Genomic DNA, 23,486 nt, shown 5'->3' on the forward strand with positions numbered 1-23,486 from the left:
CCGGGCCCCGCCTGACCCGGTCGGCGGGGCGGGCCGACCCACGACGACCTGGCCTCTGATTGCGGTACGCGAGCAAGCTATTGCGCTGAGTGATCGTCCTGCCCTACTCTCCCTCGGTGGGGAGGCTGGGGATGCCGTTGCCAACGAGTCCGGTCATTCGTCGCGCCCGGCTGGGCGCCGAGTTGCGTCAGCTGCGCCGGCGGGAGGCGCTGACCCTGGAACAGGTCTGCGACCGGCTGGGTTGGGCCTCCACCTCGAAGCTGTCCCGCATCGAGCTGGGGCAGAGCCGGCCGGACCTGGCCGACGTGCTCGACCTGCTCGACGTCTACGAGGTGCCGCCGCCGCAGCGCGACGCGCTCATCGTCATCGCCCGCGACGCCGCGACCAGCCGGGGCTGGTGGAAGGCGCTGGGGGAGATGGGCGAGCGGCAGCGCACCTACGCCGAACTGGAGGCGGGCGCGGCGAGCATCGTGGACTGGCAGCCCGCCGTCGTGCCGGGGCTGCTCCAGACCCCGGCGTACGCCCGGCTGCGGATCGCCGCCGGCCGGCTGCTCGACCCGGCCCTCGACGTGGAGGCCGACGTGCGCGCCCGGGGGCTGCGGCACGAGGTGCTGCGGCGGACGGACCCGCCCCGTTACACGGCGCTGCTCGCCGAGGCGGCCTGCGACGCCGGCGACACCCCGCCGCAGGTGTGGCGGGAGCAGGTGGGGCACCTGGTCGAGCTGGCCACCCTGCCGCACGTGACGATCCGGCTGCTGCCCCGGGGCGTCGCCGCGCGGGGCGGGGCGCAGCCGCTCACGCCGTACTCCTGCTACTCGTTCCCCGACCCGGCCGACCCGCGCACCGTGATGCTGGAGGCGCTGACCACCGACGTGCGGCTGGTGACGGCCGCCGACGTGGACCGCTACGAGCAGCTCACCGGCTGGCTGCTGGACGCGGCCCTCGGCCCGGAGGAGACGCTCGTGGCGCTGGACCGGCTCGCCGCCGGCTGAGCCAGGCTCACAGGTGGCGGCGGAAGCCGCCCTCCGAGTCGATCACCTGGCCGGTGATCCAGTCGGCGTCGGACGAGCAGAGGAACCGCACCAGCCGGGCGGCGTCCTGCGGCGTGCCCCAGCGTCCGCTCGGAAAGAGCTTGGCGACCTCGGCGTGCGCCTCCGGCGAGGCGTATCCGGTGTCGGTCGGGCCCGGGTGGACGCAGTTGACGGTGATGCCCCGTGGCATCAGCAGCGGCGAGAGCTGGAAGGTCGCGTTCTCCACCGCCGCCTTGCTGACCGCGTAGGCGAGGGTCTGCGGCATCGGGCCGAGGCGTTGGCCGGTGGAGAAGAGCACCAGCCGGCCACCCGATCCGGCGGTGAACGCCCCGGCGAACGCTTCGGCGAGCAGCAGCGTGGCCCGCACGTTGACCAGCAGGTGCCGGTCGATCTCGGCCGGATCCAGTGCGCCGAACGGCGTGTCGGTGCAGTAGGCGTGGACGGCGACCACCGCGTCGAGCCGGCCGTACCGGCGTAGCGCCTCGGCGACCAGGCCGGCGGGCGCGGCCGGGTCGAGCAGGTCGGCTCGGACGTGCCCGGCGTCGCCCAGCTCGCCCAGCAGGGCCGGCACGCCCTCGGGATCGCCGCCGTAGGGCTGGGCGTCGTCGAACTCCGGCAGCCCGGTGAGCAGCAGTCGCCAGCCGTCCGCGGCGAGTGTGCGGGCGACCGCCGCGCCGATGCCGATCCGACGACTCACGCCCGTCACGAGGGCCACCCGCTGCGTCATGTGGGCAGTCAACCGGCATCGGCGACCGGGCGCCAGCGGATATCTCCGCGCGGCAACCGGGCCCGGCGCCCCCGAGCCCGTCGGGACCGGCGGCCGACGCGTGCACGGCGCACCCTAGGGCAGGGGTACGACAGCTCAGGCCGGCACGTCCACGAAGTGCTCGACCAGCGGCGGGTTGGCGAAGTACGGGCCGATGAGCGCCCGCCACTGCGCGAAGCGCTCGGTGGCGCGGAAGTTGTCGTTGTGCGCCTCGACGGAGTCCCACTCGACCAGCAGCACGAACCGGCTCGGGGACTCGACGCCCCGGGTCATCCGCACCGACCGGCAGCCGGGCGCGCCGGCGAGCACCGGATGCCCCTTGGCGTACGCGGCGGCGAACTCGTCCTCGTGTCTCGGCAGTACGTCGATGAGCGCGACCTCAAGCACCATGCCCGGAGCCTTTCACGCCGCCGTGCGGGCCGGACGCTGCGGGGGCCTGTTCCCGCTGGCCGGGCGGATCTAGGGTGGGCGCGCGGAAAGGGGAGGCGAATGATCGACTGGCTGACCGGTACGGCGTTCACCGTGGCCGGCACCGGCACCACCTGGGCGGAGCTGCTGGGCTTCGCCACCGGGGTGCTCAACGTCTGGCTGGTGGCCCGGCAGCGGATCGCCAACTGGCCGGTCGGCATCGCCAACGTGCTGCTGCTGATGCTGCTGTTCTGGACGGCGGGCCTCTACGCCGACGCCGGCCTCCAGGTCGTCTACGTCGGCCTGGGCCTGTACGGCTGGTGGGCGTGGCTGTACGGCGGCGAGCGGCGCACCCGGCTGACGGTCGGCCGGACGGGCCGCCGGGAGTGGTGGGCGCTGGCGGCGGCGGGCGTGGTGCTGACCGGCGGGCTCTGGGCGCTGCTGGACCGGGCCACCGACTCCACCGTGCCGCTGCCGGACGCGCTGACCACCGCGCTGTCGCTGCTGGCGACGTACGGGCAGACCCGCAAGCGGGTGGAGAGCTGGTGGCTGTGGATCGCCGCCGACCTGATCTACATCCCGCTCTACGCCTACAAGGGCCTGTACCTCACCGCGGCCCTCTACGTGATCTTCCTCGGGCTCTGCGTGCTCGGGCTGCGCGAGTGGCGGGCGGACCTGCGGCGCGGCGCCGCCCCGACCCCGGTGCCCCCGGGCCCGGCCCCGGCGACGGCGTGAGCGGGATAGGCCCCGCAGACGGCGCGACGGGGGCGGGCGCCGGGCCGGCGGCGCCGGAGTTCCGGCACGCGATGGTGGTGGGCAAGTTCTATCCACCGCACGCGGGCCACCACGCGCTGATCGAGGCCGCCGCCGCCCGCTGCGCGGCCGTCACCGTGGTGGTGGCACCGTCCCGCCGGGAGTCGATCCCGCTCGCGCTGCGGCTGGACTGGCTGCGCGAGGTGCACGCGGCCACCCCGTGGGTCCGCTTCGTGGGCCGGTACGACGACCATCCGGTGGACTACGCCGACCCGGCGGTCTGGGACCTGCACTGCGCGGTGTTCCGCGAGGCGCTGGGCGGGGCGCCGGTGGACGCCGTCTTCTCCTCCGAGGCGTACGGCGAGGAGCTGGCCCGGCGGTTCGACGCGGTGTCGGTCTGCGTGGATCCGAGGCGGCGCGGCGTGCCCGTGTCGGGGACGGCGGTGCGCGCGGACCCGGCGGGCCACTGGGACCGGCTCAGCGCGCCGGTGCGGGCGTGGTTCGTCCGGCGGGTGGTGGTCGTCGGCGCGGAGTCGACCGGCACCACCACGATGGCCGCCGCCCTCGCCGCGCACTACGGCACCCGCTGGGTCCCGGAGTACGGCCGGGAGCTGACCGCGCGGAAGCTGGCCCGGCTGCGCGGGCGGGATCCGGCGGCCACGGTCTTCGACGTGGCCTGGGACCGCGACGACTTCGCCGAGGTGGTCCGGGAGCAGCAGGCGGCGGAGGACGCCGCGGCGCGCTCGTGCGGCCCGCTGCTGTTCTGCGACACGGACGCGCGGGCCACCGCCGTCTGGGAGGAGCGGTACCTGGGGTCGACGTCGGCGCGGGTACGCGCGGCGTCCCGGCGTCCCGCGCTGTACCTGCTGACCGACCACGTCGGGGTGCCCTTCGACGACGACGGGCTGCGCGACGGCGAGCACCTGCGGACGTGGATGACGGGGCGGTTCCGGGCGGAACTGGCCGGCTGCGGGGTGCCGGTGGTCGAGCTGTCCGGCCCGCACCGGCGGCGACTGGCCCGGGCGGTGGCCGCCTGCGACGCGGTGCTGGCGGAGGGCTGGTCGCTCGCCGATCCGCTGGTCGCGCCCAATCCGGAGCACTAGCCTCCTAGGATGCTCTACGGGTGGTGCGGCCGGCCTCGATGCCCGCCGCCCACCGGCATCGATGCGCCGGGGTGGGAAAGGACACTCACGACCCGGGATGCGGCCACTGGCGGCGGTGGGCCAGAATGACGGGCGAGGAGGGGAGTATTCCCCCGCGACGGAGTCGTCAGCACGGTCGAGCGCCGATCCCTGGACGCACGACCCGGCCCGTCGGTCGCCGCCCCCTCGGGGACGGCGACGGAAGAGACCTCCGACAGTCACCAGAGTCAGCGTCGCCGGCACACCGCGTCCACGAAGGGCGTACGGTGTGCCCGTCGTTGCGTGTCTGCCGGAGGAATGAACCTTGGACGTGTCCGGACTGGTCTGGGCGGGGACGCTCGTCGCCCTGACCGGGATCCTGCTCGTGGATCTGCTGATCGTCGGTCGGCGGCCGCACGAGCCCAGCGTGCGTGAGTCGAGCCTCTGGGTCGGCTTCTACGTCGCCCTGGCACTGATCTTCGGCGGTGGCGTCTGGCTGGCCTCCGGGGCCAGCGCGGCCGGGCAGTTCTACACCGGCTGGCTGACCGAGTACAGCCTCTCGGTCGACAACCTGTTCGTCTTCGTGATCATCATGGCGCGGTTCGGGGTGCCCCGGCAGTACCAGCAGAAGGTGCTGCTCATCGGCATCGTGCTGGCGCTGGTCATGCGGGGCGGCTTCATCGCGGCCGGCGCGGCGCTGATCTCCCAGTTCTCCTTCGTGTTCTACATCTTCGGCGCGTTCCTGATCTACACCGCGATCAACCTCGCCCGGCAGGGCGAGCCGGACGAGGACGAGTTCTCCGAGAACCTGCTGATCCGGTGGAGCCGCAAGGCGTTGCCGATCTCCCGGGACTACGACGGCGCCAAATTGACCACCCACACGGCGAAGGGCAAGCGGATCTTCACCCCGATGCTGATCGTCATGATCGCCATCGGCACCACCGACCTGATCTTCGCGCTCGACTCGATTCCGGCGATCTTCGGCATCACCCAGGAGCCGTATCTGGTCTTCACCGCCAACGTCTTCGCGCTGATGGGCCTGCGGCAGCTCTACTTCCTGCTCGGTGGCCTGCTCAGCCGCCTGATCTACCTCAGCTACGGCCTGGCCGTGGTGCTCGGCTTCATCGGCGTCAAGCTGGTGCTGGAGGCCCTCGCGGACAACAAGCTGCCGTTCATCAACGGCGGCGAGCACGTCTCCTGGGCCCCGCACATCCCGATCTGGCTCTCACTGACGATCATCCTCGGCACCCTCGCGGTGGCCACCGTGGCCAGCCTGGTCAAGTCCTCCCGCGACCGGCGGCGGGTGCTGACCGACGCCCGCCACTGAGGCGTACGCGACGCGACGAGAGGGGCGCCCCGGTGGGGTGCCCCTCTCGTCGCGTACGCGGGTCAGACGCGGTGCACGCCGACCAGGGTGGCGGTGCGCTCGTCGGGCAGCCGCTCCTCCAGCACCCGGCGTTGCAGGTAGCAGGCGTGCAGCATCCGCCGGTCGTCGCCGGGACGCGGGTCGGCGGTGACGATCCCGATGTGGTGGATCCGCCGCCCGGGGCGGGCGAAGAAGTAGAGGTCGCCGGGGCGTTCCGCGCCCAGCGGCACCGGCGTGGTCACCGTCGCCTGGTCGCTGGCGTCGCGCGGCAGCAGCACGCCGAGCCGCCGCCAGGCCAGGTGGACCAGGCCGGAGCAGTCGATGCCGTACGCCGACACCCCGCCCCAGATGTAGACGACGTCGACCAGGCGCTGCGCGACGGCCAGCACCTCCTCGGCCGACGGGGGCGTGGTGGGCACCGGCACCGCGTCGCCGGCGGGCAGCCAGAGCGGCGCGGAGTGGCCCGGCGCGTGCACCGGCTGCCAGCCGTCGACCGCCGGCCCGGCCGGGATCAGCCGGGTGCCCAGGATCACCCCGGAGAGCAACTCGGCGCCCCCCGGCGCGTCACGCAGCGCGGTGACGGTGGCGTCGACCACGAGCGGGTCCGCCTCGGGGTCGCCGGCCACGGGGGCGAGCTGCTCGGTGGGCAGCCAGCCGGGGTAGCCGCGCGGGTGCAGCCGGGGGGCCGGCTGCTCGACCGCCACCACGTGGGCCCAGCCGTCCGGGCGCAGTTCGGTGACCAGCACCCGCTCGCCGAGCAGCAGTTGGCTCAGTACGCAGTCGCCGACCTGCTGGTCGGTGTCCATGCCGGAGATCCAGGCGGCGATGTCCGTACGCGCGGCCAGGGCGGGGCCGTCGACGGGGCGTACCGCCTCGGGGCAGCTCCAGAGGGTCGCGACCGCGACCCGGACCACGGCCTCCCGGCCCGGTTGCAGCTCCACGTCCACCCCCAGCTCGCGCCCAATGTCCCCGCGACCATATGAAAGTTTTCGACGAGCATCAACCAGCAGTCTGCATCTTTACTTCAGTCACGGAGCTGATGCCCAGCCCCGGCGCGTCCGGCAGCACGACGGACGCGCCGTCGTACCGCAGGCCGCCGCGCACCGGCGACCAGGCCAGCCACCAGGCGGCGTCCAGGTCGGCCACCGCGGTGGTGCCGTAGGCGCCCACCAGGCTCGCGGCGGCGCCGATGCCCACCTGGCTCTCCATCATCGAACCGACGACGGTGCCGAGGCCGTGCGCGGCGGCGAGGTCGAGCAGGGTCCGGGCCGGATGCAGGCCACCGCACTTGGCGAGCTTGACGTTGACCATGTCGGCGGCCCGGCGGCGGATCACCTCGACCAGGTCGCGGACGCCGAAGACCGACTCGTCGGCGAGGATCGGCACGTCCACCCGGTCGCTGACCCAGGCCAGCCCGTCCAGGTCCCAGCGGGCGACCGGCTGCTCGACCAGTTCCACGTCCAGCCCGGCGTCCTCGACGCCCCGGATCACCCGGACCGCCTCGCGCGGGGTCCAGCCCTGGTTGGCGTCCAGCCGGATGCGGACCCCGTCGCCGACGGCGGCACGCACCGCGCGGACCCGCTCCAGGTCGCCGGCCGCGTCGGTGCCCACCTTCAGCTTCAGCACGCCGAAGCCCTCCGCCCGCCGCTGCCGGGCCGCCGCCGCCAGGTCCACCGCGTCGCCCGCGGCGAGCGTGACGTCCGTGGGCACCCGCAGGGCGGTGCCCCCGAGCAGCCGCACCAGCGGTACGCCGAGCCGCCGCGCGGCCAGGTCGTGCAGCGCGACGTCGACGGCCGCCTTGGCCGCCTCGTTGCCGACGACCGCCCGTTGCACCTCGGTGCAGCGGGCCACCAGGTCGTCGGCGTCGCGGCCGGTGAGCGCCGGGCCGAGCAGCTCGCGGACGCACGCCTCGGAACCGGCGACCGACGCCCCGGTGACCTGCCACACCTGCGGCGCCTCGCCGAAGCCGGACCGGCCGTCGGCATCGACCACCTCCACCACCAGGGTCTCCACGGTGGTGGTGCGGCGCAGCGCGGTCACGAACGGCGTGTGCAGGGGCGCAGAGAGCCGGTGGGTGCGTACCGCGGCGATCGTCATGTGCGGCACCCTATACGGGCACGGGCAGGCGAAGGGGAGGCCGGCATGAGCGAGCGGAGTGAGCGGATCAACGGGCGCGGGGCGGTGGCGCCTCGTGGCGGCACGCGGCGCGGCGGAGCGCCGGCATGAGCGGGCGGGAATGGGAACTGGTGGGCGCGCCGAACGCGCGGGACCTCGGCGGCCTGGTCGGCGCCGACGGCCGGAGGGTGCGCCCGGGGGCGCTGATCCGGACGCCGGCGCTGGGTCGGCTGACCGATGAGGACCTGCCGGTGCTGGCCAAGCTCGGCCCGGCCTGTGTGGTCGACCTGCGGGACCACTCGGAGACGGCGGTCGCCCCGCCGGACCGGCTGACCGGCCAGCCGCGGGTGGTGCACCTGCCGGTGCACGACGCCGAGCACCCCGTCTTCACATACGTCTCGGCGGTGCTGCTCGGGCACGACCTGGGCGCGTACACGGGCCTGGCGGAGCAGGGCACGCCGGCGGCGATGGCGGCGATCTACCGCTGGTTCGTCAGCGGGGAGTCGGCGCGGGCGAACTTCGGCACGGCGGTGCGGCTGGCGGCCCAGGCGGAGAACCTGCCGCTGGTCTACCACTGCTCGGCGGGCAAGGACCGCACCGGCTGGTTGACGGTGCTGCTGCTCAGCGCGCTCGGCGTGGACGAGGCGGCGATCCGGGCGGACTACCTGGCGAACAACCGGCTGACCGAGAGCCTGCGGGAGGTCCTGCTGGAGGCGATGCGGCGGCGGATGCCGGAACTGAACGTCGAGGCGGTGCGCCCGGTGCTGGAGGTGCGCGAGGAGTACCTGGACGCCGCGTACGCGGAGGTGCGCCGGGTGCACGGGTCGTTCGGGGCGTACCTGCGCGACGGCCTCGGCGTGACCGACGACGTGGTGACGGCGCTGCGGGCACACCTGCTGGAGTGAGGCCTCAGGTCAGGTCGCGCCGGGCGGCCCAGGCGGCGGCGGACACCCGCGCGATCAGCCGGCAGGCGTCGTCGTCCTCCTCGCCGCTGGGGCCGCCGTCGGCGAGGTCGGTGGTGGTGCAGACGACGACGGCGTACGGCGGCGCGTCGTCGGGGAAGACCACCCCGGCGCCGTGCCGCACGCCGCGCACCCAGCCGTTCTTGTGCGCGATGCGGGTGCCCTCGGGCAGCCCGGCGGCCAGGTCCTCGCGGTGCTCCTGAGCGAACAGCACGTCCAGCATGGCGGCGCAGCCGGCCGGCGAGGCCAGCGGACCCGGGGTGTCCGCGCCGGCCGCCAGCGCACCGAGCAACGCGGCGAGGTCGGCGGCGGTGACGAGGTTGGTGACGCCCGCCTCGCGGGCCGCGAAGTCCTCGATGCCCCGGCCGGTGACGCTGTGCCGGGCCCCGGCGAGATCCCACACCCGTGCCACCGCCGGCAGTCCGACGTGGCCGATGACCAGGTTGGTGGCGAGGTTGCTGGAGCGGACGATCATGCGGTGGGCGAGCCAGCGCAGTGTCGCCTCGGCGCCGACGCGCTCCCAGACCGCCTCGTCGTTGTCGTAGTGCCGGGCGCAGGAGAACCGGGGCGCGCCGGGCAGCGCCGAGTCGAACTCGTTGCGCACCGGCACCGGGGCGTCCAGGCCGAGGGCGCCGGCCTCGGCGGCGCGGTGCAGCGCGACGAGCACCGCCGCCTTCATGGTGCTGGCCGCGTAGTGGGTCGCGTCGGCGTGCCGGGTCCAGGTGGGGGCCGCGCCGACCCGCCCCACGTACGCCGACACCGTGCCGGGCACCCCGTCCAGATGGGCGTCGAGCTCGTCCCAGGTCATGCGGCTGACCGTAACGGATCGCCGACGGGGCAGCGGGTCGGGGCGTTCGGTCGTACGGTGCGGGGATGACGGTTGCCGCCTACGACGCGCACGCCGACTGGTACGAGGCGTTCGCCACCGACACGTCCAGCGACTACATGACCCGGGTTCGCGGCCAGCTTCGCGACCTGCTCGGCGCTGGCCCCGGCCGCTGCCTCGACCTGTGCTGCGGCACGGGGCTGCAGGCGGCGGAGCTGCGCCGGCTGGGCTGGCAGCCGTTCGGGGTCGACCTCTCCGGCGGGCAGCTGCGGCACGCCCGACCGCGCCTGCCGGTGGCCCGCGCCGACGCGGCGGCGCTGCCGGTGGCCGACGCCTCGGTGCCGGCGGTGGCGTGCGTGCTGGCGCACACCGACGTGCCCGACTACGCGGCGGTGATCGCCGAGGCGGCGCGGGTGCTCGCGCCCGGCGGGCGGTTCGTGCACGTGGGGGTGCATCCGTGTTTCGTCGGGGCGTTCGCCGACCGCTCCGATCCGGCGCGGATCGTGATCGACGGCGGTTACGCCGACCGGGAGCGCAGCTTCCGGGCCTGGTCGCCGCAGGGGGTGCGGGTGCGCGTCGGCGCCTGGCACGTCCCGATGGCCGGCCTGCTCAACGCGGTCACCGACGCCGGCCTGACGCTGGTGCGTACCACCGAGGCCGGGTCCGGCCGGGTGCCCGACCTGTTCGCCTTCCTCGCCACCCGCCCGGCCTGACGGCCCGCGCCGCCTGCCCCGCTGACGGCCCGCGCCGCCTGCCAGGCCTGACGTCCGCGCCGCCCCGCCTGACGTGGTCCGGGGCGGCGAGGTGACGGCGCGGCACCCACGCCGCGCGTGCGGAGACCTCTGGGAGGACGTCGACGCGCTGGGCCGGCCGCCACCGGACGGCGTGGCGGGGCCGTGACGGGCGGAGCCCGGACCGCGTGGCGCGGTCCGGGCTCCGGGGGAGACTGCCGTCGTACGTCAGCCGGCGTGCTTGCGGCGGGCGGCGGCCCGACCGCGGAGCTGCTGGTCGAGCACCACCTTGCGGATGCGGACCGCGGCCGGGGTCACCTCGACGCACTCGTCCTCGCGGCAGAACTCGAGGGCCTGCTCCAGCGACAGCTTGCGCGGCGGGATCAGCTTCTCGGTCTCGTCGGAGGTCGACGCGCGCATGTTGGTGAGCTTCTTCTCCTTGGTGATGTTGACGTCCATGTCGTCGGAGCGGGAGTTCTCCCCGACGATCATGCCCTCGTACACCTCGGTGGTCGGCTCGACGAAGAGCTGGCCGCGCTCCTGGAGGTTGATCATGGCGAACGACGTGACGGCGCCGGACCGGTCGGCGACCAGCGAGCCGTTGTTGCGGGTGCGCAGCTCGCCGAACCACGGCTCGTACGACTCGAAGACGTGGTGCAGGATGCCGGTGCCCCGGGTGTCGGTGAGGAACTCGGTGCGGAAGCCGATCAAACCCCGGGCCGGGACCAGCCACTCCATCCGGATCCAGCCCGTGCCGTGGTTGACCAGCTGCTCCATCCGGCCCTTGCGGGTCGCCAGCAGCTGGGTGATCGCGCCGAGGTACTCCTCCGGGGCGTCGATGGTGAGCCGCTCGACCGGCTCGCAGACCTTGCCGTCGATCTCCCGGGTGACGACCTGAGGCTTGCCGACGGTCAGCTCGAACGACTCGCGGCGCATCTGCTCGACCAGGATGGCCAGCGCCAGCTCGCCGCGGCCCTGCACCTCCCACGCGTCGGGGCGCTCGGTGGGCAGCACCCGCAGCGACACGTTGCCGACCAGCTCCTTGTCGAGCCGGTCCTTGACCATCCGGGCGGTGACCTTGGCACCCTTGACCCGGCCGACCAGCGGCGAGGTGTTGGTGCCGATGGTCATCGAGATGGCCGGCTCGTCGACGGTGATCAGCGGCAGCGGGCGCGGGTCCTCCGCGTCGGCCAGGGTCTCACCGATCATGATCTCGGGGATGCCGGCGACGGCGATGATGTCGCCGGGGCCCGCCGAGTCGGCCGGCTTGCGCTCCAGGCCCTCGGTCATCAGCAGCTCGGAGATGCGGACCCGCTGGGTGCTGCCGTCGGTGCGGCACCAGGCGACCGTCTGGCCCTTGCTGATGGTGCCCTGCCGCACCCGGCACAGCGCCAGCCGGCCGAGGAACGGGGAGGCGTCGAGGTTGGTGACGTGCGCCTGGAGCGGCGCCTCCTCCTCGTACGAGGGCGGCGGGATGGTGTCCAGCAGGGTGCGGAACAGGGGCTCCAGGCTGGTGCTGTCGTCGGGGACCGCGCCGTCGGCGGGCTGGGTCAGCGAGGCGATGCCGTCGCGGGCGCAGGCGTAGACGATCGGGAAGTCGATCTGCTCCTCGTCGGCGTCCAGGTCGAGGAAGAGCTCGTAGGTGTCGTCCACGACCTCCTTGATCCGGGCGTCGGGGCGGTCCACCTTGTTGATCACCAGGATGATCGGCATGCGCGCCTTGAGCGCCTTGCGGAGCACGAACCGGGTCTGCGGCAGGGGGCCCTCACTGGCGTCCACCAGCAGCACCACGCCGTCGACCATGGTCAGGCCGCGTTCGACCTCGCCGCCGAAGTCGGCGTGGCCGGGGGTGTCGATGATGTTGATGGTCACCGGGTCGGAGCCGTCGGCCGGCATGTACCGCACGCCGGTGTTCTTGGCCAGGATGGTGATGCCCTTTTCCCGTTCGAGGTCCATCGAGTCCATGACCCGTTCGGTTACCTCGCCGCGGGCGCCGTAGGCGCCGGCCTGCCGCAACATGGCGTCGACCAGGGTCGTCTTGCCGTGGTCGACGTGGGCGATGATGGCGACGTTGCGGAGGTCGGTGCGAAGCTGCATACCCTCCATACTCCTGTCTGCGGTTGCCGGGCACGCGTCGGGGGGTGTTACCCCCAGATGACCCGGATCTCTGCCGAAACTGATGTTCCGACCGTTTCAGCGCCTGGCATGCTGACCCCCGTGGGAATGGGGGCCCGATGCACGACCTGCTGACCTCGCTGCAGGGCCTGCCGCCCCTGCTGATCTATGTGATCGCCGCGATTGTCGTCGCGGGGGAGACCGCCGTGATCTTCGGTCTGCTGGTGCCGGGCGAGGCGACCCTGTTGCTGGTCGGCTTCCTAGCGTACGCGGGGACGCTGAGGCTCGTACCGGCGCTGTTGGTGATGATCCTTGCAGCAGTGATCGGCGACACACTGGCGTACCGGGCGGGCCGGCGGCACGGGCCCCGGCTGCGCGCCGGGCGGCTGGGCGCGCGGGTGGGTCACGAGCGGTGGAGCCGGGCGGACGCGATGCTCGGCCGGCTGGGCGGGCGCGGGGTGCTCACCGCCCGCTGGGTGGCCTTCGCCCGCACCCTGGTGCCCCGGCTGGCCGGGGCGGCCGGGATGCCGTACCGGCGGTTCGCGCCGTGGAACCTGGCCGGGGTGGTGACCTGGGTGGGCGGCTCGGTGCTCGTCGGCAACCTGGCCGGCGAGTCGTACGAGACGGTCTCCCGGCTGCTCGGGCGGGCCACCGGCGCGGTGCTGGTGCTGGTGGCCGCGCTGGTCGCGGTGGTGCTGGCGGGGCGGTGGCTGGGCCGCAACCCGGATCCGGCCCGGGCGCTGGCGTCCCGGGCGGCGGGGCTGCGGCCGGTGCGCTGGCTCAGCGGCCGGTACGGGGTGCTGTTCTTCCTGCTCGCCATGCACGTCGGGCCGGCCTGGACGCTGCTGATCAACCTGGTCGTGGGCCTGCTGCTGCTCTTCCTGGCCGGGCTCGCCATCGCCTGGGTGCTCGGGGCGGTGGTCCGGCACAGCGGCCTCGCGGTGCTCGACAGCGCTATCGCCGACTGGTTCGCCGACCGGCGTACGCCCGGGGCGGTCGACGTCACGCTCGCGGTGGTCTCGGCGCTGCGCGGATCGTCGCTGATCGTGCTGGTGGCCGTCGTCGCGGCGGTGCTGGCCTGGCGGCACCGGCCCTGGCGGGCGGACCTGCTCAGCGTGGTCGGCACGGTCGGGGCGTTCGTGCCGCTGGTGGTGCTGGCCGTGGTGGTCGACCTGGCCGGGCCGACGGCGGGCGGGCCGGACGGCCGGGACGCCGCCCTGTTCCCGACGCAGAACGCCGTGGTGGCGGCCAGCCTCTGCACCCTGGCCTGGCTGCTGTCCCGGGGGGCGCGCTGGCCGGTGGCGGTGGCCGCCTGGACGGCCGCGGCGGCCGGCGTGGTCGGCATCGTCGGCGCCCGCCTCTACCTGGGGCTGAGCACCGCCAGCGGCAGCGCCACGGCGGTGCTGCTCGGGGTGGCCTGGACGGCGTTGTTCGTGGTCGCCTGGGCCACCCGCGACAGGGCGGCGGGCGGCGACGTGGCCGAGCCCGAACCGGTGGCGGCCCGCGCCGACGCGTGAGCCGCCTCCGCCATCGCCGAGCCGCGCACGAGGCCGCCTCCACCAGCCTTCACAGCGCAGCGGACGGCGTGCCCGGGGCGCGCGAAGGGGCCGTGGCGGCATCGCCACGGCCCCTTCGCGCGGGCCGGTCAGTCCCGGGTGGTCACCTGCTCGCGTCCCGTCGGCGCGTCGTCGCCGTCCCCGGCGGGCTTGCGCGCGACCCGTCCCGGCCACCAGAAGCGGTCGCCGAGCGTGAACGCCAGCGCCGGCACCAGGACCGTCCGCACGAGCAGGGTGTCCAGCAGGACGCCGATGCAGACGATGATCCCGATCTGGGTCAGCAGGATCAGCGGCAGGACGCCGAGGACCGCGAAGACCGCGGCGAGCAGGACACCGGCGCTGGTGATGACGCCGCCGGTGACCCGCAGGGCCGAGAGCATCCCGGCGCGGGTGCCGCTGCGCCGGGCGTCCTCGCGGGCCCGGGTGACGAGGAAGATGTTGTAGTCCACGCCGAGCGCCACGAGGAACACGAAGGCCAGCAGCAGGACGCCGCTGTCGAGCGCCGGCATGTCGAGCACGTGGTCGAAGAGCAGCCACGACGCGCCGATGCTGGCGAAGAACGACGCGATCACGGTGAGCACCAGCAGCAGCGGGGCGACCAGGCCGCGCAGGAGCAGCACCAGCACCGCGCCGACGAGCAGCAGGATGATCGGCAGGATCAGCCGCAGGTCCTTGCCGTTGGCCTCGTTCTCGTCGTAGGTGGCCGCGACGTTGCCGCCGACCACCGCGCCGTCGAACGCGGGCGCGCCCTCGACCGGGGGCGGGGCGGAGCCGGGAACCGCCGCGACCGCGTCCCGCAGGGCCTCGACGGCCCGGCTCGCCGCCGCGGTGCCGGGCTCGGCCTCGAGCACGACGTCGACCTGGGCGACCTGGGCGCCGGCCTCACCGGGACGCGCGGAGGCGACGCCGGGGACCCCGGCGGCGGTGTCCGTGACGGCCCGCACCGCCGAAGGGGTGGTGAGCACGGCGACCGGCTGGGTCGTGCCGGCGGGGAAGGACCGCGCGAGGGTCTCCGCGCCGGCGACCGCCTCCGGCTTGACCCGGAACTGCTCGGTCTCCGACAGGCCGGTGCGGATGCCCAGCCCGCCGAGGGCGAGCCCGGCGAGCAGCAGCGTCGCGAGCAGCGCGACCGGCACGGGACGACGCTCGACGGCGGCGCCGAGCCGGCCCCACAGCCGGCCCTCGCGGATCTCCCCGCCGACCCGGGGCACGAACGGCCAGAACAGGCCGCGCCCGAAGATCACCAGGACCGCCGGGAGGACGAACAGCGCCGAGAGCATGGCGAGGACGACGCCCGTCGCGCAGGCCACGGCGAGGGCGCGGTTGAGCTCCTGCTCCGACAGCAGCAGGGTGAGCACGCCGAGGACGACGGTGGAGCCGCTGGCGAGGATGGGCTCGGCGACCCGCCGCTGCGCGGCGCGCATCGCCACGAAGCGGTCCTCCTCGCGGCGTAGCTCCTCGCGGTAGCGGGCGATGAGCAGCAGCGCGTAGTTGGTGGCGGCGCCGAAGACGAGGACGCTGGCGATGCCGGTGACGGCGCCGCCGGGCAGGTTGATGCCGACGGCCGGGACGACCGTGTCGAGGGCACGCAGCGTGAGCTGTTCCGTCGCCGCGACGACGACGAGCGGCACGATCCACAGGAACGGGCTGCGGTAGGTGATGAGCAGCAGCAGCGCCACGACGCCGGCGGTGACGGCCAGCAGCGTGGTGTCGGCGCCGGCGAAGACCTTCGTCAGGTCGGTGGCGAACGCGGGCCCGCCGGTGACCTCCACGGTCAACCCCGCCGGCGCGTCGTCCAGGGACGCGCGGAGCTGGTCGATCCGCTCCGCGACCGCCTCCTGCCCGCCGGCGGTGGACAGCGGCACGGCGACGAGCGCGACGGTGCCGTCGGGGGAGACCTGCGGCGGGCTGACGCGACCGCCGACGGCGAACTGGTTGAGGTCACCCGACTGGCCCGTCAGGGCCGCGCGGTCGGCCTCGGTGAGGGCGGCCCGGTCGGCGCGGCTGACCACGACGATCGCCGGCTGGACGTCGCGGGAGGGCAGTTGGTCCTGGAGGCGCTCCACCTGGGTCGACTGCCACTCCACCGACAGGCCGGTGGCGGAGACGGCCGCCGGGTTGTCGGGCTTGGGCAGCACGAAGACGGCCGCCCCGAACACGATCGCGGCGGCCACGGTGAGCCACGCGGCGAGCCGCCCGCGCGCCACGCGGGTGAACACTGACATTCGGATGCCCTCACGGTCTCTCGACGGATTTCCTTCGACGGTCAAGACCTCGCGAACGACGCAAAGGGTCGGGCGTCGAGTATCTTGATAAACGAGATTATCGACTGCTGAGTTATGCTGCAACCGGAACGGATGGGCGGGAGGCGGCGACCGACGTGGCAGGTCACGGCATGTACCGGCGGCGCGACTCGCGCCGCGAGCGACTGGTCGCCGAGATCTCGGCCGAACTACGGCGCTACTCGGTCGACGCGCAACACATCGGGCACGCCTTCGCCGGCCTGCACGGGCTCAACGCCACGGACCTCCAGGCGCTGATCGCGGTGATGGACGCCGAGCTGGTCGGCCGGCCGATCACCCCCGGCCGCCTGGGCGAGGCGCTCAACCTGTCGTCCGGCTCGGTCACCGCCCTGATCGACCGGCTGGAACGCGCCGGGCACATCCGCCGCGACCGCGACACCACCGACCGGCGCAAGGTCTTCCTGCACTACGCCGAGCGGGGCGCCGCGCTGGCCATGGAGTTCTTCCGGCCCCTGGGCCGGCGCACCGACGACGTGATGGCCGGCTTCAGCGACGACGAGCTGGACGTGGTGCACCGGTTCATGACCGCGATGACCGCCTCGATGGGGGAGCACCGGGACGCGGTGCGCGCCGCCCGCGACGAGCCGGCCCGGCGCGCGAACGGCTGACGTCGTGCTCGACCGGCTGGCAGCCCGCCTCGCCACCGCCGCGCTGCGGTTGCCGCCCGCGCGCACCCGTCGGGTCACCCTCACCCGGGGCATCGCGGTGCGGGTACGCGACGGCGTGCCGCTGCGCACCGACCACTACGCCCCGGCCCTGCCCGGCGCGCCGACCGTGCTGATCCGCACCCCGTACGGTCGGGGCGGACCCATGCGGCTGCTCGGCCGGCTCGCCGCCGAACGCGGCTTCCACGTGGTGATCCAGTCCTGCCGCGGCACGTTCGGCTCCGGCGGCACCTTCGCCCCGCTGGTGCACGAGCGCGAGGACGGCCTCGACACCCTCGACTGGCTGCGCCGCCAGCCCTGGTGGACCGGCGCGTTCGGCATGTTCGGCGCCAGCTACCAGGGCTTCGTGCAGTGGGCCCTGGCCGCCGACGCCGGGGAGGAGCTGCGCGCGATGGTCGCGGTGGTGACCGCCTCGGGCACCCGCGACTCGACGTACGCCGGGGAGTCCTTCGCCCTCGACACCGTGCTCACCTGGGCCGAGCTGCTCCAGGCGCAGACCGTGCCGTGGCTGGCCCGGCAGTGGGAGCTCAAGCGCGGCCAGCCCCGGCTGGTCGCGGCGCTGGCCCACCTGCCGCTGGCCGAGGCGGACCGGGTGGCCACCGGCGTCACCGTGCCGTTCTTCCAGGAGTGGCTGCGCCACCACACCCCGGACGCCGGCTACTGGCGTACGCGCGTCTTCGGCGACCGGATCGCCGAGGTCCACGCGCCGGTGGCGATGGTGAGCGGCTGGCACGACATCTTCCTGCCGGCCCAGCTGCGCGACTTCGCGGCGCTGCGCGCGGCCGGCGCCCGGCCCCGGCTGACCGTCGGACCGTGGACCCACGGCAGCCCCGGGCTCTTCCTCGCCGCGCTGCGCGACGGGCTGGACCACCTCGACGCCCACCTCGCCGGGCGGCCGACCGGCGCTGGCGCGGCGGCCCCCGTGCGGGTGCACGTCGGCGGTGCCGGTGGCAGCTGGCGGGACCTGCCCGACTGGCCGCCGCCGGCGGTGCCGACCCCGTGGCACCTGCACCCGGATGGCGGGCTGAGCACGGCCGCGCCGGTCCCGTCGGCGCCGGACGGCTTCCACTACGACCCGGCCGACCCGACGCCCTCCCTCGGCGGGCCGCTGCTGGTCGCCCAGCGGGCCGGGCCGGTGGACAACCGCCCGGTCGAGGCCCGGCCCGACGTGCTCACCTTCACCAGCGCCCCGCTCGACGCGCCCGTCGAGGTGATCGGTCCGGTACGCGCCGAGATCCACCTGCGCAGCGAGCTGTCTCACCTGGACGTCTTCGTGCGGTTGTGCGACGTGGACCGGCGCGGCCGGTCCTGGAACGTCTGCGACGGCCTGGTCCGGGTCGCGCCCGGTCGGTTCCCCGCCGACGGGGCCGGCGTGGTGCGGGTGCCGGTGGAGCTCTGGCCCACGGCGCACCGGTTCGCGCCGGGACACCGGCTGCGGGTGCAGGTCTCCGGCGGCGCCCATCCCCGCTACGCGCGCAACCCCGGCACCGGCGAGCCCCTCGGCACGGCAGTCACCCTGCGTGCCGGATGGCGGGAGATCCTGCACGATCCACAGTGTCCGTCCGCTGTGGTCGTACCGATCATGCCGTCGAGGTCGCAGGTTTCCGCCGGCGGAAAGAACCTGCCCTGAGCTGGGCATTCGTCAATCGACAGGGCTATGGTTGGGCCACTGCCCGACGCCGTGCACCAGCCGGTCGGGCCCGCGCGTGAGGCTTCCGCGCCGCCTACGTGGTGTCACTGTCGTGCCCGACCCCGAACCCGTCCCCGAGGGGGAACCCATGACGCGGGCACCGCAAAACCTGTTGGCCGTCCGCCGCCTGCTGCTCGACCACCTCAACGTCGACCCCGACACCGTCCGCGAACAGGACCTCGAACCCGCCGAGGTCGGCATCGTCGGCGACCCCGCCCACCGGGGCGGCTACCACTGCGGCTCCGACCGGGTGGTGCCCAGGGACTACTCCGTCGTCGAATCGCCCCGGGACTCCTCCGGCCTGACCCTCGACGCGGCGGCGCTCGACGTCGGCCTCTTCCGGGTCGTCGTCGCAGGACGGGCGCACGACCTCCGCAGCTTCTCCACCTGGTGCGTCGCGCAGTGCACCGCGGGCACCCCGGACAGCCGGGACCTCCGCGAGATTATCTACTCCCCGGACGGCAAGGTCGTCCGGCGGTGGGACCGCCTGCGCAAGCGGACGAGCGGGGACAGCTCCCACCTGTGGCACACCCACTTCAGCTTCTTCCGCGACTCGATCAAGGCGAACCGGGACCAGACCCCGCTGTTCCGCCGCTACCTGACGACCATCGGATTGATCGCACCGCCAGCAGAGGAGTCCGACATGGAACAGACCGACAAGCTCGTCTACAACACGGGGTCGCCCACCCGTACGGTCGGCCAGGTCCTCGCCGACCTGGAGAACCTGCGCAACTGGCTGATCTCGCCCGTCGGGACGCCGGGTCTGCTGACGCCGCCGCTGGCGGAGTCGCCGTTGATGCTCCTGCTCGCGATGGCGCAGGCGTACCCGGCCCTGGTCGCCCAGGTCAAGGCCCTGTCCGAGAGCGACTTCAGCGACGAGCAGGCGATCATCGCCGGTGTGCTCGCCGGCCTCTCGCCGGAGCAGATCGCGGAGGCAATCCCGCCCACCATCGCCCAGCAGGTCACCGACGAACTGGCCCGCCGCCTGGCGGCCTGACCACGGCGCGTCCGGCGGGCGCGTTCAGGCCCGGCGGGCCGACGGACGCGCGACGCCGGGGCGGCCGGGCGTGACGAGGGAATCGGCAACGGCAGTTGCGCAATAGGTGTTGCGCAACTGCCGTTGCCGATGTCAGGCTGGCGGCATGACGAACCCCGACGTACGCCACGTGACCGACTCGCGGGTGCTCGCCGCGCTGTCCCATCCGCTGCGCCGCCGGCTGATGGACGTGCTCAAGGTGCACGGCCCGTCCACCGTCGGCCTGCTCGCCGAGCGGACCGCGCAGGCGCCGGCGAACGTCAGCCACCACCTCAAGGTGCTGGCCGGCGCCGAACTGGTCGAGGAGGCGCCCGAGCTGGCCCGCGACCGGCGCGAACGCTGGTGGCGCCTGGTCACCCGGGGTGTCCGCTGGTCCCAGTCGGACTTCGACGACCCCGCCGCCCGGGCCGTCGCCGACGCCGCCACCTCGCTCAACCTGGACCGGCACGTCGCCCTCGCCCGCGCCTGGCACGCCACCGACGAGGACAGCCGGGCCGCCTGGTCGCAGGGACCGTTCTCCACGGACCGCTGGCTGCACCTGACCGATGCCGAACTCGCCCAGCTGGCCGGCGAGCTGAACGAGGTGCTCGCCCGGTGGGGCGACCGGGACGTGCCCGACGACGGGCGGAAACGCGAGCCGGTCTTCCTGTTCGCCTACGGGATCCCGGCCACGCCGTGACGCCGCCCGCCGGCACCACCCCGCCGACCGGTACCGCCGCCGCCCCGCCGGCAGACGCGCCCCGCCCGGGCGCCGACCCCGCGACCGGGCCGGCGGTACGGCCCGCCGGTCGGCCGGCGGCAGCGGCGGCGTCCCGGGGAGGGCTGCTGCGGCACCGGGACTTCCGGCTGCTCTGGGCCGCGCAGACGGCCAGCGCCGTCGGCAGCAACGTCACCGCCGTGGCGCTGCCCCTGGTCGCGGTGACCGTGCTCGACGCCAGCACCTTCGGCGTCGCGGTGCTCACCGCCGCCGCCTGGCTGCCGTGGCTGCTCGTCGGCCTGCCGGCCGGGGCCTGGGTGGACCGGTTGCCGCGCCGGCCGGTGATGATCGCCTGCGACCTGGTCTCCGCACTGCTGTTCCTCAGCGTCCCCGCCGCCGCCGTGCTCGGCGTGCTGACCGTGACGCAGTTGCTGGTGGTGGCGCTGGGCGCCGGCCTGGCCCGGGTCTTCTTCGAGACGGCCGACCAGGTCTACCTGCCCGTGCTGCTGCGCCCCGAGCAGGTGCCGGAGGGCAACGCCAAGCTCCAGGCCACCCAGACCGCGAGCTACGTGCTCGGCCCCGGTCTCGCCGGCGTGGTCGCACAGGTCGCCGGCGCCGTCACCGCGCTGCTGCTCGACGCGCTGAGCTTCCTGTTCTCCGCCGCCTGCCTGCTGCGCATCCGTACCGTCGAGCGGCGTCCCGAGCGCGTCGGGCCCGCGCGGTCGCTGCGGCGGGAGATCGGCGAGGGGATCCGGTTCGTCGCCCGGGACCCGTACCTGCGGGTGCTCACGGCCTTCGGGGCCGCCAGCAACGTCGGCCTGGTCGGCTACCAGGCGGTCCTGGTGGTCTTCCTGGTCCGGGAGGCGCGACTCGCGCCGGCCCCGGTGGGCGCGCTGGTCGCGGCGATGAGTCTCGGCGGCATCGTCGGCGCGCTGTCGGCCACCCTGCTCGGCCGTCGGCTCGGCACCGCCCGGGCCATGCTCCTGGCGGCGGTGTTCACCGGGCCGCCGGCGTTGCTGATCCCGCTCGCCGGACCCGGCGGCCGACTCGCTTTGCCGGCGATCGGCGGGATGCTGGTCAGCCTCGGGGTGGCGGTGGGCAACGTGCTCAAGGGGAGCTTCCGCCAGACCTACACGCCACACCAACTGCTGGGCCGCGTCACGGTGAGCATGCAGATGCTCAACTACGGCATGATCCCGCTGGCCGCCGTGCTGGCCGGGACGATCGGCGCGGCCTACGGGGCCGGCACCGCGATCGCGGTGATGACGGCCTGGCTCGCGCTCACGCCGGCGATCCTGCTGATCGGGCCGCTACGGCGGCGACGGGACCTGCCCGTCGCGCCGAAGCGGCCCTGAATACGCGCTGCGGCGGCGGCCGTCAGTCGGCCGCCGCCACCGGCACGGGATCTACAGCGGACGGACGTTGTCCGCCTGCGGACCCTTCTGACCCTGGGTCACCTCGAACTCGACCTTCTGGCCCTCGTTCAGCTCCCGGTAACCGCTCGACGCGATGGCCGAGTAGTGGACGAACACGTCCGGCCCTCCGCCATCCTGCTCGATGAAGCCGAAGCCCTTTTCCGAGTTGAACCACTTAACCGTGCCGGTTGCCATGCATCTCTCCCTGTTCCAAAGCGGGTGAACCTCGGTCGTCGACCGATGATCGCCCGGTGCCACCCCGAGAGTAACCGGCCGAACCCCGATTCGCTGGCCGAACTCTCGGCGCGGCGACGCGAAAGCCGGGCGGAGCGAGGTCGGCTGGGGCATGCTTGCCCCGATGAAGGGTGCCACAGCCGACGCGCTGACCGAGATCGAGCGGGAGATCGACGCTCCCGGGGGCGGGCTGGACCGGCTCCGGCTGGTGCGGATCCCGTTCGTCCCCGAGGTCCGGCTGCACCTGGCCGAGGACGCCATCGTCTGGTGGGCCCGGATGGAGGCGCAGGCCGGGCACGCCCTGCCCGCGCCGTACTGGGCCTCGGTCTGGGCCGGTGGCCAGGCCCTCGCGCGCCACCTGCTCGACCACCCCGACCTCGCGGCCGGCCGCCGGGTGCTCGACCTCGCCGCCGGGTCCGGCCTGGTGGCGATCGCGGCCGCGCTGGCCGGCGCCGAGCGGGTGGTCGCCAACGACATCGACCCGTACGCGGTCGCGGCGGTCACCGTCAACGCCCGGGCCAACGACGTGACGGTCGCGACCACCGGCGGCGACCTGCTCGACAGCGATCTCGACGGGGTGGACCTGCTGCTGGCCGGGGACGTGCTCTACGACGCGACGATGGCGGCGCGGGTGCTGCCCTTCCTGCGACGGGCCGCCGCGGGCGGCGCCGAGGTGCTGGTGGGCGATCCCGGGCGGGGCCACCTGCCGCCGGGCGTGCTGGCGACGGTGGCGAGCTACCCCGTGCCGACCACCGAGCCCTCCGTGGACTCGACCGTGCGCCGGGTGCAGGTGCTGCGCCCCCGGTGACCCCGGGCTCTCAGGGTCGACCCCGAGCCCGATACCAGGGGGCGGTGGGGGACCGGACCCGATGCCCCGGGTGGCCGGGCGGCCATAGCGTACGGGCATGGCGGATTGGCTGACCCAGATCGGAGAGCTCCCCACCACCCTGCTCATGGGGGTGCTCGGGGTGGTGATGCTCTTCGACGCCGTACCGCTGCTCGGGGTGCTGGTCCCCGGCGACGTGGCGATCCTGGCCGCGATGGGCGTCGGCGGCCCGACCACCGGGGCCGCCACCTTCGCCGTGGTGGTGGCCGGCTGCCTCGCCGGCTGGTCGCTGAGCTTCCTCGCCGGCCGCCGGTACGGCGACCGCCTGCGGCACAGCCGCCTCGGCGACTGGATCGGCGAGGCACGCTGGGCGGCGGCGGAGGGGATGCTCCAGCGCGGGGGCGGCCGGATGGTGCTGGTCGCACCCTTCCTGCCGGTGTTCAACGCGCTGCTGCCGCTGGCGGCGGGCGGGCTGCGGATGTCGTACCCGCGCTTCCTCGGCTGCGCGACGCTCGGCGCGGCGGCCTGGGCCGGGCTCTACCTGGTGCTGGGCAGCGCCTCGCGGTCGCTCGCCGGGCTGCTGCCGGGGGAGTCCAGCCCGATGCTGGTCACCATGGCGGTCGGCCTGCTGCTGGCGGGCGTGGTGCTGATGGGCACGCGGCGCCGAGTGCGCGCGGTCACCGGGGCCTGACCGGCGCCCGACGGGGGGCGCGGAAAACCGGGGAACCCGACGGGGGGAGCGGGGGGACCGACGGGGGGCGCGGAAAACCGGGGAACCCGACGGGGGGAGCGGGGGGACCGACGGGGGGAGCGGGGGGCCGGGGGGGGGGGGCGCCCGCCGCCCCCGCGAGAGGATGCCGGCAGAGGAAA

At 74.4% G+C, this 23,486-nt stretch carries 22 protein-coding genes; 14 read left to right on the top strand and 8 right to left on the bottom strand.

All coding sequences use genetic code 11. The features are described from left to right. Window positions 1–131: 131 nt before the first annotated feature. Entirely contained in the window at window positions 132–992 is an 861-nt protein-coding gene (locus ABZ573_RS30095) for a helix-turn-helix transcriptional regulator (RefSeq protein ID WP_151457368.1), read from the top strand. 7 nt (window positions 993–999) lie between these two features. Here the strand turns inward: ABZ573_RS30095 and ABZ573_RS30100 are convergent, their stop codons facing one another. Beyond that, window positions 1,000–1,758, bottom strand: coding sequence for an SDR family oxidoreductase (locus tag ABZ573_RS30100; protein WP_327029071.1), 759 nt, complete (start codon window positions 1,756–1,758; stop codon window positions 1,000–1,002). A 135-nt stretch (window positions 1,759–1,893) separates the two neighbouring features. Continuing rightward, window positions 1,894–2,187: an antibiotic biosynthesis monooxygenase gene (locus tag ABZ573_RS30105; RefSeq protein WP_358122396.1), complete on the bottom strand. Its 294-nt coding sequence runs from the start codon at window positions 2,185–2,187 to the stop codon at window positions 1,894–1,896. 99 nt (window positions 2,188–2,286) lie between these two features. On the opposite strand from ABZ573_RS30105, the gene pnuC reads away from it, so the two are divergent. The 3 genes from pnuC (at window position 2,287) to ABZ573_RS30120 (ending at window position 5,406) form a co-directional block, all read left to right on the top strand. Further along, on the top strand, window positions 2,287–2,940 hold the full coding sequence (gene pnuC, locus ABZ573_RS30110) for a nicotinamide riboside transporter PnuC (protein ID WP_327029070.1): 654 nt from the start codon (window positions 2,287–2,289) through the stop codon (window positions 2,938–2,940). Beyond that, window positions 2,937–4,061: an AAA family ATPase gene (locus tag ABZ573_RS30115; RefSeq protein ID WP_225852311.1), complete on the top strand. Its 1,125-nt coding sequence runs from the start codon at window positions 2,937–2,939 to the stop codon at window positions 4,059–4,061. Before pnuC ends, ABZ573_RS30115 begins: the two co-directional genes overlap by 4 nt. Window positions 4,062–4,404: 343 nt before the next feature. Continuing rightward, window positions 4,405–5,406 (top strand): TerC family protein, encoded by a 1,002-nt coding sequence (locus tag ABZ573_RS30120; protein WP_151455646.1) that lies wholly within the window; start codon window positions 4,405–4,407, stop codon window positions 5,404–5,406. Window positions 5,407–5,468: 62 nt separating this feature from the next. On the opposite strand, the gene ABZ573_RS30125 is transcribed toward ABZ573_RS30120, so the two are convergent. Together ABZ573_RS30125 and ABZ573_RS30130 are read right to left on the bottom strand one after the other, a co-directional pair. Then, on the bottom strand, window positions 5,469–6,386 hold the full coding sequence (locus ABZ573_RS30125) for an NlpC/P60 family protein (protein ID WP_151455647.1): 918 nt from the start codon (window positions 6,384–6,386) through the stop codon (window positions 5,469–5,471). Between the two features lie 58 nt (window positions 6,387–6,444). Next, window positions 6,445–7,542: a dipeptide epimerase gene (locus ABZ573_RS30130; RefSeq protein ID WP_358122400.1), complete on the bottom strand. Its 1,098-nt coding sequence runs from the start codon at window positions 7,540–7,542 to the stop codon at window positions 6,445–6,447. Between the two features lie 125 nt (window positions 7,543–7,667). Between ABZ573_RS30130 and ABZ573_RS30135 the strand changes: the two genes are divergently transcribed. Then, window positions 7,668–8,465, top strand: a complete 798-nt coding sequence (locus ABZ573_RS30135) for a tyrosine-protein phosphatase (RefSeq protein WP_151455649.1) — start codon at window positions 7,668–7,670, stop codon at window positions 8,463–8,465. Between the two features lie 4 nt (window positions 8,466–8,469). On the opposite strand, the gene ABZ573_RS30140 is transcribed toward ABZ573_RS30135, so the two are convergent. After that, window positions 8,470–9,330, bottom strand: a complete 861-nt coding sequence (locus ABZ573_RS30140; protein WP_358122402.1) for a serine hydrolase — start codon at window positions 9,328–9,330, stop codon at window positions 8,470–8,472. A gap of 65 nt (window positions 9,331–9,395) precedes the next feature. Between ABZ573_RS30140 and ABZ573_RS30145 the strand changes: the two genes are divergently transcribed. Next, on the top strand, window positions 9,396–10,061 hold the full coding sequence (locus tag ABZ573_RS30145; protein ID WP_358122404.1) for a methyltransferase domain-containing protein: 666 nt from the start codon (window positions 9,396–9,398) through the stop codon (window positions 10,059–10,061). A 246-nt stretch (window positions 10,062–10,307) separates the two neighbouring features. Here ABZ573_RS30145 and typA read toward each other — a convergent pair whose 3' ends face one another. Beyond that, window positions 10,308–12,176: a translational GTPase TypA gene (gene typA, locus ABZ573_RS30150; RefSeq protein ID WP_151455652.1), complete on the bottom strand. Its 1,869-nt coding sequence runs from the start codon at window positions 12,174–12,176 to the stop codon at window positions 10,308–10,310. Between the two features lie 137 nt (window positions 12,177–12,313). Here typA and ABZ573_RS30155 point away from each other — a divergent pair, with 137 nt between their 5' ends. Further along, window positions 12,314–13,711, top strand: a complete 1,398-nt coding sequence (locus ABZ573_RS30155; protein ID WP_151455653.1) for a DedA family protein — start codon at window positions 12,314–12,316, stop codon at window positions 13,709–13,711. Window positions 13,712–13,839: 128 nt separating this feature from the next. Here ABZ573_RS30155 and ABZ573_RS30160 read toward each other — a convergent pair whose 3' ends face one another. Next, window positions 13,840–15,975 carry an efflux RND transporter permease subunit gene (locus ABZ573_RS30160; RefSeq protein ID WP_151455654.1) on the bottom strand — a complete coding sequence of 712 codons (2,136 nt, stop codon included), beginning with the start codon at window positions 15,973–15,975 and terminating at the stop codon, window positions 13,840–13,842. A gap of 170 nt (window positions 15,976–16,145) precedes the next feature. On the opposite strand from ABZ573_RS30160, the gene ABZ573_RS30165 reads away from it, so the two are divergent. The 5 genes from ABZ573_RS30165 (at window position 16,146) to ABZ573_RS30185 (ending at window position 21,496) form a co-directional block, all read left to right on the top strand. Then, on the top strand, window positions 16,146–16,661 hold the full coding sequence (locus ABZ573_RS30165; protein WP_151455655.1) for a MarR family transcriptional regulator: 516 nt from the start codon (window positions 16,146–16,148) through the stop codon (window positions 16,659–16,661). A gap of 4 nt (window positions 16,662–16,665) precedes the next feature. Then, window positions 16,666–18,348 carry a CocE/NonD family hydrolase gene (locus ABZ573_RS30170; protein ID WP_358122407.1) on the top strand — a complete coding sequence of 561 codons (1,683 nt, stop codon included), beginning with the start codon at window positions 16,666–16,668 and terminating at the stop codon, window positions 18,346–18,348. Between the two features lie 148 nt (window positions 18,349–18,496). Continuing rightward, window positions 18,497–19,405 carry a hypothetical protein gene (locus ABZ573_RS30175; RefSeq protein ID WP_358122409.1) on the top strand — a complete coding sequence of 303 codons (909 nt, stop codon included), beginning with the start codon at window positions 18,497–18,499 and terminating at the stop codon, window positions 19,403–19,405. A 145-nt stretch (window positions 19,406–19,550) separates the two neighbouring features. Further along, on the top strand, window positions 19,551–20,123 hold the full coding sequence (locus tag ABZ573_RS30180; protein ID WP_151455658.1) for a metalloregulator ArsR/SmtB family transcription factor: 573 nt from the start codon (window positions 19,551–19,553) through the stop codon (window positions 20,121–20,123). Beyond that, window positions 20,120–21,496, top strand: coding sequence for an MFS transporter (locus ABZ573_RS30185; protein WP_358122412.1), 1,377 nt, complete (start codon window positions 20,120–20,122; stop codon window positions 21,494–21,496). Before ABZ573_RS30180 ends, ABZ573_RS30185 begins: the two co-directional genes overlap by 4 nt. 51 nt (window positions 21,497–21,547) lie before the next feature. Here ABZ573_RS30185 and ABZ573_RS30190 read toward each other — a convergent pair whose 3' ends face one another. Next, on the bottom strand, window positions 21,548–21,751 hold the full coding sequence (locus tag ABZ573_RS30190; RefSeq protein WP_088961229.1) for a cold-shock protein: 204 nt from the start codon (window positions 21,749–21,751) through the stop codon (window positions 21,548–21,550). 151 nt (window positions 21,752–21,902) lie between these two features. Between ABZ573_RS30190 and ABZ573_RS30195 the strand changes: the two genes are divergently transcribed. Next, window positions 21,903–22,598: a 50S ribosomal protein L11 methyltransferase gene (locus ABZ573_RS30195; RefSeq protein ID WP_151457699.1), complete on the top strand. Its 696-nt coding sequence runs from the start codon at window positions 21,903–21,905 to the stop codon at window positions 22,596–22,598. 97 nt (window positions 22,599–22,695) lie between these two features. Further along, on the top strand, window positions 22,696–23,307 hold the full coding sequence (locus tag ABZ573_RS30200; protein WP_358122414.1) for a VTT domain-containing protein: 612 nt from the start codon (window positions 22,696–22,698) through the stop codon (window positions 23,305–23,307). Window positions 23,308–23,486: the final 179 nt, after the last annotated feature.

The organism is Micromonospora sp. NPDC007220, assembly GCF_040634035.1.
Classification (GTDB): domain Bacteria; phylum Actinomycetota; class Actinomycetes; order Mycobacteriales; family Micromonosporaceae; genus Micromonospora; species Micromonospora reichwaldensis.